Source organism: Rhodococcus sp. P-2 (genome assembly GCF_016598535.1).
GTDB classification, from domain to species: Bacteria; Actinomycetota; Actinomycetes; order Mycobacteriales; family Mycobacteriaceae; genus Rhodococcus_F; species Rhodococcus_F baikonurensis.
Genome location: NZ_CP066779.1, coordinates 875,947 through 888,515, shown reverse-complemented (window position 1 = coordinate 888,515; position 12,569 = coordinate 875,947). Strand labels below are relative to the sequence as shown.

Annotated in this window: 9 protein-coding genes; 5 read left to right on the top strand and 4 right to left on the bottom strand. The window is 64.4% G+C overall.

The features are described 5' to 3' along the window. Positions 1 to 5: 5 nt before the first annotated feature. Together I7X09_RS04210 and I7X09_RS04205 are read left to right on the top strand one after the other, a co-directional pair. Positions 6 to 1,145, top strand: coding sequence for a GuaB3 family IMP dehydrogenase-related protein (locus tag I7X09_RS04210; protein WP_021332462.1), 1,140 nt, complete (start codon positions 6 to 8; stop codon positions 1,143 to 1,145). 173 nt (positions 1,146 to 1,318) lie between these two features. Then, positions 1,319 to 3,073, top strand: coding sequence for a GMC oxidoreductase (locus I7X09_RS04205; protein WP_124566531.1), 1,755 nt, complete (start codon positions 1,319 to 1,321; stop codon positions 3,071 to 3,073). An 84-nt stretch (positions 3,074 to 3,157) separates the two neighbouring features. Here the strand turns inward: I7X09_RS04205 and I7X09_RS04200 are convergent, their stop codons facing one another. Continuing rightward, complete coding sequence (locus tag I7X09_RS04200) at positions 3,158 to 4,915, bottom strand: Ig-like domain-containing protein (protein WP_200315728.1); 1,758 nt, start codon at positions 4,913 to 4,915, stop codon at positions 3,158 to 3,160. A 51-nt stretch (positions 4,916 to 4,966) separates the two neighbouring features. After that, complete coding sequence (locus tag I7X09_RS04195) at positions 4,967 to 6,736, bottom strand: Ig-like domain-containing protein (protein WP_200315726.1); 1,770 nt, start codon at positions 6,734 to 6,736, stop codon at positions 4,967 to 4,969. Between the two features lie 367 nt (positions 6,737 to 7,103). Between I7X09_RS04195 and guaA the strand changes: the two genes are divergently transcribed. After that, on the top strand, positions 7,104 to 8,675 hold the full coding sequence (gene guaA, locus I7X09_RS04190; RefSeq protein ID WP_020969072.1) for a glutamine-hydrolyzing GMP synthase: 1,572 nt from the start codon (positions 7,104 to 7,106) through the stop codon (positions 8,673 to 8,675). Between the two features lie 53 nt (positions 8,676 to 8,728). Here guaA and I7X09_RS04185 read toward each other — a convergent pair whose 3' ends face one another. Continuing rightward, positions 8,729 to 8,962, bottom strand: coding sequence for a hypothetical protein (locus I7X09_RS04185; protein ID WP_019747594.1), 234 nt, complete (start codon positions 8,960 to 8,962; stop codon positions 8,729 to 8,731). Next, on the bottom strand, positions 8,959 to 10,353 hold the full coding sequence (locus I7X09_RS04180) for a PspC domain-containing protein (protein ID WP_200315724.1): 1,395 nt from the start codon (positions 10,351 to 10,353) through the stop codon (positions 8,959 to 8,961). The genes I7X09_RS04185 and I7X09_RS04180 overlap by 4 nt, the downstream gene beginning before the upstream one ends. Before the next feature lie 236 nt (positions 10,354 to 10,589). Between I7X09_RS04180 and I7X09_RS04175 the strand changes: the two genes are divergently transcribed. After that, positions 10,590 to 11,870, top strand: coding sequence for an ATP-binding protein (locus I7X09_RS04175; RefSeq protein ID WP_095969254.1), 1,281 nt, complete (start codon positions 10,590 to 10,592; stop codon positions 11,868 to 11,870). Beyond that, entirely contained in the window at positions 11,867 to 12,526 is a 660-nt protein-coding gene (locus tag I7X09_RS04170; protein ID WP_003940972.1) for a response regulator, read from the top strand. The genes I7X09_RS04175 and I7X09_RS04170 overlap by 4 nt, the downstream gene beginning before the upstream one ends. Positions 12,527 to 12,569 lie beyond the last annotated feature (43 nt).

The window sequence follows — 12,569 nt, the reverse complement described above, 5'->3', positions numbered from 1 at the left end:
TGCGCGTGCGCGACCTCGTTGAGATCGGCATGGGTCGAACGGCCCGACGTACCTACGAGTTGGACGATGTGAACATCGTTCCCTCCCGGCGAACCCGTTCGTCGAAGGAGGTGTCGACTGCTTGGCAGCTCGACGCTTACAGGTTCGACATCCCAGTCCTCGCACATCCCACCGACGCGTTGGTCTCGCCGACCTTCGCGATCGAGCTGGGTAAGCGCGGCGGCCTCGGTGTCATCAACGGTGAAGGCCTGTGGGGTCGTCACCCCGATGTCGAGGAGAAGCTCCGGCGTCTCGTCGAGATCGCCGAAAAGGACGGTGGCGTCGACGCAGCCATCCGCTACTTGCAGGAGCTGCACGCGGCACCGCTGCAGGCGGGTCTTCTGGCTGCTGCGGTGGCGCAGGTCCGTGATTCGGGGGTCACCACTGCCGTTCGAGTCAGTCCGCAGAATGCGCGCGCACTGACGCCCGAGCTGATCAAGGCCGGAATCGACCTGCTGGTCGTCCACGGGACGATCATCTCGGCCGAGCACGTCGTGCACACCGAGCAGGAACCGCTGAACCTCAAGACGTTCATCTCGGAACTCGACGTTCCGGTTGTCGCTGGTGGGGTCAGTGACCACCGCACCGCGCTGCACCTGATGCGTACCGGCGCTGCCGGTGTCATCGTCGGGTACGGCTCCACCGAGGGTGCAACCACCACCGGTGAGGTCCTGGGTATCGGCGTTCCGATGGCCACGGCCATTGCCGACGCTGCAGCAGCCAGGCGCGACTACCTCGACGAGACAGGTGGACGCTACGTCCACGTCATCGCCGACGGTGACATCGCAACTTCGGGTGATCTGGCGAAGGCCATCGCCTGCGGTGCCGACGCTGCCGTTCTGGGCGCGCCGCTGGCCGTGTCCGCCGAGGCGCCGGGTGGCGGCTGGTACTGGCCGTCCGCTGCGGCTCATCCTTCGGTTCCGCGTGGAGCGCTTCTTCCGGTTTCCTACGGTGAGCGTCCGAGCCTGGATCAGGTTCTGAGCGGTCCTTCGGATGATCCGTACGGTTCGCTGAACTTCGTCGGTGGTCTCCGTCGGTCGATGGCCAAGGCCGGATACTCCGATCTCAAGGAGTTCCAGAAGGTCGGATTGACCGTCCGCGCGTAGTTTGTACCTTTCTGTGGCCCCGGTTCTTCGTGAACCGGGGCCACAGTTCGTTGTGCAGGACTTTCTCCCGTTCCTGATACTTGTGGTTACGCTTATGAGGCCCCTTGTGGTGGTAGTCACAAGGGATAGGTGCATACTGGCGGGTAACTACGGTTCACGGTGGAGGTGTCCTGATGGGCAAGCAACGGGCAACGGACTACGACGTACTGATCGTCGGATCCGGGTTCGGCGGAAGCGTGAGCGCGCTTCGTCTCGTGGAGAAGGGCTACAAGGTCGGCGTCATCGAAGCCGGCCGACGGTATGCCGACGAAGATTTCGCGAAGACCAGTTGGGATCTCAAGAAGTTCCTCTGGGCTCCGAAACTGGGTTGTTTCGGCATTCAGCGCGTACACCTGCTGCGCGACTGCCTCATTCTCGCGGGCGCGGGTGTCGGCGGTGGGTCGTTGAACTACGCCAACACGCTTTACCAGCCGCCGGAGCCGTTCTTCCAGGACAAGCAGTGGGCTCACATCACCGACTGGCGCAGTGAACTCACGCCGTACTACGAGCAGGCTCAGAAGATGCTCGGCGTCGTTCAGAATCCGCACATGACGCCCGCTGACGAGATCATGAAGTCGGTCGCCGACGACATGGGCGTCGGTGACACGTTCATCCAGACGCCCGTCGGCGTCTACTTCGGTGAGCCGGGCAAGAAGGCGAAGGACCCGTACTTCGGCGGCGTCGGACCCGAGCGCACCGGTTGCATCGAGTGCGGCGAGTGCATGACGGGCTGCCGTCACGGAGCGAAGAACACTCTGCTCAAAAACTATCTGGGCCTTGCCGAGACAGCCGGCGCCGAGATCATTCCGATGACCACCGTGTCCGGACTACGCGAGGCTCGCGACGGTTCGTGGGACGTGTTCACCGAGCGAACCGGCGCATTCGGACGCAAGAACCGCCGCACCTACACGGCTGCGAACGTCATTCTCGCGGCCGGAACGTGGGGCACTCAGCATCTGCTCTTCGACATGAAGGACACCGGAGCGCTGCCCAAGCTCTCCGACAAGCTCGGCGAGCTGACTCGAACGAACTCCGAATCCATCGTCGGCGCAGGCAAGTACAAGGTCGATCCTGCTCTCGACCTGACCCGCGGAGTGGCGATCACGTCGTCGTTCCACCCGAGCAGCGACACCCACATCGAGCCGGTCCGCTACGGCAAGGGATCGAACGCGATGGGCCTGTTGCAGACCTTGATGACCGATGGCGGCGGCAAGACACCCCGGTGGATCAAGTTCCTCGGTGTGGTCGCGAAGAACCCGTACCAGATGTTGCGCATGTTGACGGTCAAGGACTGGAGTGAGCGCACGATCATCGCGCTCGTCATGCAGAACCTCGACAACTCCATCACCACGTACACGAAGAAGGGCCTGTTCGGTCGACGCAAGGTCACCAGCAAGCAGGGCCACGGTCAGCCGAACCCGACGTGGATTCCGGAGGGTAACGAGGCGACGCGTCGAGTTGCCGAGAAGATCGACGGCGTGGCGGGCGGCACGTGGGGCGAGATCTTCAACGTTCCGCTGACGGCGCACTTCCTCGGCGGTTGCGCTATCGCGTCGGATTCCGATCACGGCGTCATCGATCCGTACCACCGGGTGTACGGCTACCCGACGCTCAGCGTCGTCGACGGTGCAGCGGTCTCGGCCAATCTCGGCGTGAATCCGTCGCTGACCATTGCCGCCCAGGCAGAGCGCTCGGCCTCGCTGTGGCCGAACAAGGGGGAGACCGACCTGCGTCCCGCCCAGGGCAGCGGCTACGAACGCTTGGCACCGATTGCACCCAAGTCGCCCGTCGTGCCGGCGTCGGCTCCGGCCGCGCTGGTTCTGCCGATCGTGAAGATCACCGGCGGCAAGACGGCCACTGCTGTTCCGGTGGAGCCTGCAGCCGGATAGTTCACCGAGAACCGAAAAAGGGGCGTGTCGTCGAGGATTCGACGGCACGCCCCTTTCGCAGTTTCAGATCGTCAGCCCACCTTGTCAGCCGCCCAGCGATCCGAAGAGAGTGCCGAGGTCGAGGCTGCCGGTTCCGCCGCCGGGTCCGCCGTCGGTATCACCGGGGACAGTCAGGGTCTGCGGCGCGGATGCCGAGGACGTGTAGCCCGCAGCGCCCACGAATTCTGCAGTGACACTGTAGGTCCCGGAGTTGTAGAACGTCGCCGGTACCGTTGCGACACCGTTGACCACATCGACCGGTCCACCGATGAGGGTGTCACCGACCTTGAACTGGACCTTGCCCGAGGCTCCGGCCGGATCGACCGTTGCCTTGAGCGTCACCGGGGTGTTCTTCTGAACAGTTCCGACGGCGTCGAGGACCGTGGTCGTCTCGACGTCGGCCGGAGCCGGAGTCGTCACACTGACCGGGAATGCCGGGGCAGCGGACGGCGCGAATCCTGGTGAGCCCGTGAACTTCGCGACAACCTTGTGCGTTCCGGTCGAGGTGAAGGTGTACGGAGCGATGGCAACTCCGTCGGTTCCGACCGTGGCACTGACCGTTTCGGTGCCGTCGACGATGAAGTCGACCGTGCCGCCGGTACCCTGCGGATCGACCTTGGCAGTCAGATTGACGTCCTGTCCGACCTTTGCGGTCGACGGCGACACCGTGGCCGTCGTGGTCACGGCGTCCGGCGGTGCATCGGTCGTGACGGTCACGATCTTGGCCGACGCCGACGTCGACGCCAGGAACCCGGGGGCGCCGCTGTAGCTCGCGGTGATGGAGTGCGGTCCGTCCTCGGTGAAGGTCGGGGAGATGCTGGCCGATCCAGCCGTTACCGGCGCCGCGTCTCCGAGGGGGGTGTCGCCGTCGAAGAACTGGACGGTTCCACCGGTTGCGCCGCCGCTCACGTTGGCCGACAGAGTGACGGGGGTTCCGTTCTTGGCATTGGCCGGTCCGACCACCGTGGTGGTGGTTGCCTTGTCCGCCTCGATGATCCGCGTCGTGGCGAGGGGGCCTGCGCCGCTGTTGAGCGGACCGTTCTCGGCGTCACGCGGGGTGCATCGCGTGGGTGCCCAGGCGGTGATGACCAAGGTGGCCTTGGGGAGGAACGTGAGGAAGTTGCGATCGTTGTTCCACGCTCCTGCGCTGCCGCCGGTGCGTACCTTCATCGCAACGTCCCCTGAATCGCCGGCCTTGAGAATTGCCTTGACCTGGGGGAGTTGGAACTGCGTGTAGCCGTCGGCGTTATTGGAGCCGTCGACGTTCTTACCGGTCGCCTTGACGACGATGCCGCCCTCGGAGTTGATGCTCGAGCTCGGGCTGTTTCCGATGACCTGGTTGTTTCCGGAGAGACGCAGAATCGTTCCGTTGGGATCGACGTTGCCGTTCTCGTTGACGCGCAGGATGTTCGGCGCGACACCGCTGAGCCCAGCCGAAGTACCGGGGACGATGGTGGCTTCCACCAGGGTGGCGTTCGCGGGAACATCGACGTCGACCTTGATACGGGAGACGTTCTGGACGGTGGCCCCCGAAGCGGATCCAGGGAAGGCGATGGGGCCGGGTTGGATGGTGACCTCGAAGGTCTCACCGGCTCCGACGCTCTCCGGTGCGTCGACGATGACCGAACCGGACTGGGACTGCGTGGTCGGACCGGCGACAGCGGACGGGGTTGCGAGGCAACTCGTTCCGAAAGTTGTCGTCACCGGTGCTGCTGATGCGGGGATTCCCGCGAGTATGACGCCACTGGCGAGTGCCGTGGCGGCGATCGGCGCCGCGATGCGGCGTCTGGAATACACGAACATGGATTCTCCTGAGCTTGGTACGGGAGTGGTGTCCAAAGCTGATGTGGGGGACTAGCTTCCGAAGAGCGGGACCAGGCCGCTCAGTGAACCGGTGTCCAGGCTTCCGGTGCCGCCGCCGTCGGTCGGTGCGGTGCCGACCTGCACGACCGTCGGGCCGGAGACGGAGTTCTTCCAACCGGCGTCGCCGACGAAGTTGGCAGTGAGGCCGAACGTTCCCTCGTCGTCGAAGGTGTGCGTGAGTGTCGCGACGCCGTTGACGACGGCAACGGGTGCACCGATGGGCGTCGTGCCGGATTTGAACTGGATCATTCCGTTTGCTGTTCCGGGTGCAACGGTGGCCTTGAGCTGCAATGCCTTTCCGACCTGAGCGGCGCCGCTGACAGTCAGGACCGTCGTGGTGTCCGCGCGGGCAGGCTCGGGATCGGTCACGTTCACCGTGAACGACGTGGACGTGGAGCCGACGAATCCGGTTCCGCCGGAGAACTCGGCAACCACGGCTGCGGCACCGGCTGATGCGAAGGTGTGCGGGAGGATCGCGACGCCGTCACCCGTGCCGACCGGCGCGTTACCGACCTCGGCGCCGTCGACCTTGAACGTCACGGTTCCGCTGCTCGGGATGGGGGAGACGGTGGCCGAGAGGTTGGTCGGTTCACCGACCATTGCTGTGAGCGGTTCGACAACTGTGGTCGTGGTTCCCCAGTCGGGGTCGCTGACGTCGAGTTGGGTTGCGGTGGACACTGAATCGCCGTAGCCGGCCTCGCCGGTGAAGACCGCGGTGAAGCTGTGCGTGCCGGAAGCGTCGTAGCTGCGGGTCAGGGAAGCCGTTCCGTCGACCACGGCCACCGGTGCGCCGAGGTTGGTGTCGCCGTCCTTGAACTGCACCGTGCCCACGGCGTTCGCCGGTGTGACGACGGCGCTCACGGTGATGCTGTCACCGACCAATGCGGCGTTCGGAGCCGAGATCGTGGTGGTGGTGTCCGCGGAGACGTCGACGGTCTGGACTCCGGAGGTCGAGCTGTGGAATCCCGCACCGGCGTTGTACGCGGCGGTGATGTCGTGGGCGCCGACGCTGTCGAAGGTGTGGGAAAGGGCGGCGCTACCGGCGGCAACCGGGACGGGGGAGCCGATGTCGTTTCCGCCGTCCTTGAACTGGACTGTGCCCGTCGCGTCGGACGGCGCAACTGTCGCGGTCAGGTCGACCGGAGTGCCGACCTTCGCCGTTGCCGGTGCAACCAGCGTGGTCCCGGTGGCGACAGACGGGTCGACGACCTGGACATTGACGTTGATCGGGTTGAGGCCCTGCTGCGTGCTGAAGGCGTTGACGTCGAAGAGCATGCCGCTGTCGTACGTACCGAAGGCCGTTGCGACGGGGACCGTGTAGGTCGCTTCCAGTGTCACGGATTGGTTCTTCTTGACGACGAATCCACCGACCAGGAAGGTGCATCCGCTCGAGCACTTCGCGGAGACTCCGCCATCCGATTCGTTGCTGATGGTGGCCCGGGTGGTCACACCCAGGTAGGTGGCCTTGGCACTGCCCGGCACGAGGACGAATCCAGCGGGCGGGATGTCACGGATCTTTGCGATCGACCGTTCGATGCCGCTTTCGTTGTGCTTGATCTCGGTCTTGTACGTGACGGTGTCGCCCGGGTGAACTGCCGCGTTCCCGATGACACTCTTCGTGAAGATCAGGTTGTCGGTCGTGCCGGTGAAGCTGGTGGGCGGGGCTTCGTCAGCAGTGGCCGGCGTGCCGAGGACTAGAAGTCCGGCGGCAGCCGTCACAGCCGCGACAGGTATGGCGAGTCGTCGTATGAATCGACGCACAGGTCCTCCTCGAGGTGAGCGCCGTTCGGCGGCGCCGGCCGTTTGCGATCGTGATCCTGATCACTTGACGGGCGAGATTACCTTTACTGGACGTTTGGTTCAGGCGAATCGGTCAAACGTCCAGAAAATTCACCCTTCGTCTATTTCGGGCCCTGGCCTGCGATGATGTCGCTGATTTGATTGCCGAAGCTAAGGTGCGGGTGATTGGGGCGTCGTTGACCTGGACGGTGGTCTAGATCAGCGCGAGGTCGCCTCGCAGTTCTGAGAGTCGGCCTGTGTAGTGACGTACCTCGCGCTCACTCGGTCGAGGAGCGGGCCGAGTCCATGCATGCGCAGAAGCGCTGGCCGCGGCGATTAGACTGCACCTGTGGCAGATATCGAGCAGCAGAGACCAGTTCTTGTCGTCGACTTCGGAGCGCAGTACGCGCAGTTGATCGCACGGCGAGTTCGCGAAGCCAAGGTCTACTCGGAGGTGATTCCGCACACCACGACCGTCGAGGAGATCGTGGCCAAGAACCCCTTGGCTGTTGTGCTCTCGGGTGGGCCCTCGAGTGTCTACGCAGACGGTGCTCCCAAGCTCGATCCCGCACTTTTCGATCACGACATCCCGGTTTTCGGAATCTGCTACGGATTCCAGGCCATGGCAGGCGCCCTCGGCGGCACCGTTGCCGAGACCGGCACCCGTGAATACGGCCGTACCGACATCGCGGTATCCGGTGGGTTGCTGCACGACGGACTTCCCGCGACGCAGCCGGTGTGGATGAGTCACGGCGACGCCGTCACCGAAGCGCCTTCCGGCTTCGAGGTGACCGCGACCAGCGATGGCGCTCCCGTCGCGGCGTTCGAGGATCGCGCCCGCAAGCTCGCCGGTGTGCAGTACCACCCCGAGGTTCTGCATTCGCCGCACGGTCAGCAGGTCCTGAGTCGCTTCCTGCACGAGATCGCCGGTATCCCGGCAGCGTGGACGGCGTCGAACATCGCCGATGCGCTGATCGAGCAGGTTCGCGAGCAGGTCGGCGACGGACACGCCATCTGCGGTCTGTCCGGTGGTGTCGACTCCGCTGTCGCTGCGGCTTTGGTTCAGCGCGCAATCGGCGACCGGTTGACGTGTGTCTTCGTCGATCACGGTTTGATGCGAGCTGGTGAGCGCACGCAGGTCGAGCAGGACTTCGTCGCGGCAACCGGTGCGCGCCTGATCACCGTGGATGCTGCTGACACCTTCATCGGTGAGCTGGCAGGGGTCACCGATCCCGAGACCAAGCGCAAGATCATCGGCCGCGAGTTCATCCGCAGCTTCGAAGGCGCAGTCAGTGATGTTCTGGGCGAGAACGCATCTCACGGTGCGACCGTCGACTTCCTGGTCCAGGGCACGCTCTACCCTGACGTCGTGGAGTCCGGCGGCGGCACGGGAACCGCAAACATCAAGAGCCATCACAACGTCGGCGGACTGCCGGAAGACCTGCAGTTCAAATTGGTCGAACCGCTGCGTCTGCTGTTCAAGGACGAGGTCCGTGCAGTGGGCCGCGAACTCGGCCTGCCGGAAGAGATCGTCGGACGCCAGCCGTTCCCCGGTCCCGGACTCGGTATCCGCATCATCGGTGAGGTCACCCGCGATCGCCTCGAGATTCTGCGTCAGGCAGATTCCATTGCGCGCGAGGAGCTTACGTCTGCAGGCTTGGACGGAACGATCTGGCAGTGCCCGGTGGTTCTCCTCGCCGACGTCCGCAGCGTGGGCGTGCAGGGTGACGGCCGGACGTACGGTCATCCGATCGTGCTGCGTCCGGTCTCGAGTGAAGACGCGATGACCGCGGACTGGACCCGTCTGCCGTACGAAACCCTCGAGCGCATCTCGACTCGAATCACCAACGAGGTTGCGGATGTGAACCGCGTAGTCCTCGATGTGACGAGCAAGCCGCCGGGAACTATCGAGTGGGAGTAAAAACAACTGTGCGCCTTTATTAACCCCCCGCGGTTAATAAAGGCGCACAGCAGTTACTTGCGGTTGCGCCGATTCGGCAGAATCACCAGTAGTAGTCCTGCCACGACGGCGGCACCGACGAACAGCCAACGGAATTGAATGTTCGCTGCCGGCGCCAGGGAGAACGGCCCGACCAACGCCCACACGCTGACCAACAGTGCGGCCAGTCCTGCGATCAGCAGAAGTGCCGAGGGGCGCTTGGACTCTCGGGTCTCGTCATGGTCTGTCGTCTCGTCGTACTCGCTCATGATTGCGTCACCTTCAGACTGCCGAATGTGGCTTTGGCGTTGATGGTCAGTGTGGGCGAATCCGGTCTCGCTTCACGACCCGGGTGTACCCCGCCGTCGAGGCAACCGGATCCGTCACCCATGACGACGGTGCAACTGTTCTTGACGTTGACGCTTGGCGGCACCATGACGGTGAACTCGCCGAACGACGCCGCGACGTCGATGGTCGTGTCCTCGGTGAACGTGACCTCGTTGAGGTCGAGAGTGAAGCTGCCGAAGGCTCCCGAGTACGACGGATCCAACTCGGAAGCTGTTGCCGGAGTCCACCTTTGCTCACCCGAGGCGTCGAACTCAATGGGGTAGACCAACGAGGCAAGCAGTACGAAGCCCACGAGCGGTCCGGTGACGACCAGCAGGCCGTATCCCTTTCGGAAGAATGCTCCGAGAATCAGACCGATGGCGATGACGGCCAGCCCGACCGCGCCGACTCGGCCAGGAGTGAACCACTCGTTGCCGGTTGCCGCGCCCGCAGCCCCGGTGACGGCGGCGACGATGATCGCGAGTCCGAGCACTGTCAGCGTCCAACGCGAGCGACGCTTCCGCGGTGGCAACGGCAGCAGCGGCGTGGCCTTGACTGCCGGGTCCGGAAGATCCCAGGCGAACGGAGCAACACCGAGCGGATCCCAGGACGGCGGTGTGATGGCGGCCTCGCCGATCACCTCGGTCGGATTGGTGGCGGCCGAAGCGCCGGGGTCCTTCGACAGGTCGATCGTCGGATGACCGGCCTGAGATTGCGGTGACTGCTGCGACTGTTCGACCGGCCGTTCCTCGGGCACGTAGCTGTCGGGGAGTTTGGTGTACGGCGTGTACACGGGCGGCTGATTGGGTGCGAAGTATCCGGGAGTGAACGGACCAGGCGTGAATCCGGTTCCTGGATACGCGGTACCCGCGCCGACGTACGGCGACGTGTTCTGCGGCAGCGCAGGCGGGACGGGCGCTCGCTGGTAGAGCAGCCACAGGCCGCCGACCATCAGGATCAGCCCGATCAGTCCGGAGCCACCCAGACCGACGCCGACGGGCCCGACGGTCGTGGCCGCGATGGCGAGAGCCACCAACAAGACGATGGTCTTGGTACTGGAATCGGAACTGTGTCCGCGGCCCATCAACGACTGAGCGGGAGACGATCCGTCACCGGCGCGGGCGAGCACCAACCAGCCCGCGAGGTAGAGAAGGATGCCTGAGCCGCCGAAAATGGTGGAGGCGACAAAGGCCACGCGTACCAGAATGGGGTCGATGCCGTACCGGTATCCGATTCCGGCGCATACCCCGGCCACGTGACCTTGTGCCGGCAGACGCACGGGGCGGGTCCGCCACAGATCCTGGATCTGTTCTTGGAAAGTCGGATTGTTCATGAATCAATCCTGGCTTCCGGGGCGGCCTCCGCGCATCAGGGCCAACCCTGATCTTTGTGGTGATCGCGGGTGAGGGTGGCGCCCTGATTCAGGGTTGGACCCTGATGTGTGTCTGCGTGGTTCGTGCCAGTATCGACTATGTGCAATATCTGTCAGCTCCACCGTTCGTGAGCGGTCCCGCTCCCGGGTTTCCGGGAGGCCCACCCGTCAACGGGGTACCGGCGTCTGCCGTACCCATGAAGAAGGGTGTGCCCATCCCGGGCGGCGTTCCGCTGCGAAAGTTGGAGCGACGCGCTGGCGGTCGAATCGTCGCCGGTGTCGCGGGCGGTATTGCCGATCATCTCGGTATCGACGTCCTGAAAGTGCGAGTGGCTTTCGCGATTCTGGCGGCGATGGCCGGGTCCGGCATCGTGATTTACGGCGCTCTCTGGATCTTCACCTCCGCCGGCACGGACACGCAGAAACCGTCCGCAGCCGAGCGGCAGAGGGCGTACGGATTGATCGCCCTCGGCTTGGGCGGCGCTGCTGCGTTGTCCTGGTTGTTCAGTGGCACGGCTGGTTCGGTGCTCGCGCCGTTCTTCGTCGTCGCGATCGGTGCTGCCTTGGTGTGGCGCGAGTTCGATTCCGACGGTCCCCGTACCGTCATCGGCTTGCCGCAGCGGCCTACCGTTCTCACGTGGGCGCGGGTGGTCGGGGGAGCCACCTTGATCATCTTGGGTCTTGGCGTTGTCGTCCTTGCACAGGTCGACCTCGAAGCACTCCGCTCGTCCCTGTTGGCCGTGGTCGTGACGCTGATCGGTGTCGGTTTGTTGACGGTGCCGCTGTGGCTGCGGATGTGGAGAGCTCTCGGCGCCGAGCGTGCGGCCCGCATTCGCAACGACGAACGTGAAGAGATCGCGTCGCATCTGCACGACTCCGTACTTCAGACTTTGGCTCTGATTCAGAAGCAGTCCGACAACCCGCAAGAGGTGGCGCGCCTGGCCCGCGGTCAGGAACGCGAACTGCGCAAATGGTTGTTCAGTGGCGGCGACATCGACCACACGAGCCTGACGGAAGGCCTGAAGATCATCGCCGGTGAAGTGGAAGACCAGCACGGTGTCACGGTCCGTCCCGTCACGGTCGGCGACGTACAACTCGAAGGTGAAGGCGTGGAGAACGGCCTGCCGAAGGAGGCGTTCACCGCGCTCCTCGGGGCGACGCGTGAAGCTCTCGTGAACTCGGCAAAGCACTCGGGGGAGATGGAAATCAATCTGTTCGCCGAGGTCGAGGGCGACCAGGTCAGTGTGTTCGTTCGTGATCGCGGCGTCGGATTCGACGTCGACGCGGTGCCGGAGGATCGCCAGGGGCTGGCCAAGTCGATTCGTGGCCGCATCGAGCGGCGCGGTGGCCGCGTCGTGGTTCGATCCGACATCGGAAAGGGCACCGAGATCCGCGTGCACATGCCGCTGGGTGACTCTGCTCTAAAGTGGGACCAGACTGCTGACCGTGTCGACAACCCCGAGGAACAGCCCCAGTGACTTCGCTTGCGCCGCCCCCGTACCGCGTATTTCTTGTCGACGATCATGCAGTGTTCCGCTCCGGGGTGAGGGCGGAACTCTCGCGCGAGGCAGACATGGACGTCGTCGGTGAAGCAGGTGGCGTCGCGGAGGCGATCGCGGGTATCAACTCGACGAAGCCGCATGTCGTTCTGCTCGATGTCCACATGCCTGACGGTGGCGGAGTGGCAGTTCTGCGCGGAATCGATTCCGGCCCGGTGTGCTTGGCGCTCAGCGTTTCCGATGCCGCCGAAGACGTGATCGCGGTAATCCGCGGCGGTGCGCGCGGATACGTGACCAAGACGATCTCGGGATCCGAACTTGCCGAGGGCGTGCGACGCGTTGCCGGTGGTGACGCGGTGTTCGGGCCGCGCCTGGCAGGCTTCGTGTTGGACTCCTTCACCGGACGCTCCAATGCGCCGGAGCCGCAACTCGATCCGGAACTCGACTCGCTCACTCCGCGAGAACTCGAAGTGCTCAGATTGCTGGCACGTGGGTACACCTACCGTGAAATCGCCGAGGACCTGGTGATTTCCGTGAAGACCGTCGAGACTCACGCATCGAACGTTCTGCGAAAGACTCAGCAGTCCAATCGCAATGCGCTGACGCGTTGGGCACATCGCCGCCAGATCGACTGAATTTCCGCGCGCTCTTTCGCGATTGCGCGTGAGGGCGCACCAT

Coding starts and splice junctions, on each gene's coding strand:
- I7X09_RS04205 (WP_124566531.1), top strand. CDS start 1,319: ATGGGCAAGCAACGGGCAACGGACTACGACGTACTGATCGTCGGATCC.
- I7X09_RS04200 (WP_200315728.1), bottom strand. CDS start 4,915: ATGTTCGTGTATTCCAGACGCCGCATCGCGGCGCCGATCGCCGCCACG.
- I7X09_RS04185 (WP_019747594.1), bottom strand. CDS start 8,962: ATGAGCGAGTACGACGAGACGACAGACCATGACGAGACCCGAGAGTCC.
- I7X09_RS04180 (WP_200315724.1), bottom strand. CDS start 10,353: ATGAACAATCCGACTTTCCAAGAACAGATCCAGGATCTGTGGCGGACC.
- I7X09_RS04175 (WP_095969254.1), top strand. CDS start 10,590: ATGAAGAAGGGTGTGCCCATCCCGGGCGGCGTTCCGCTGCGAAAGTTG.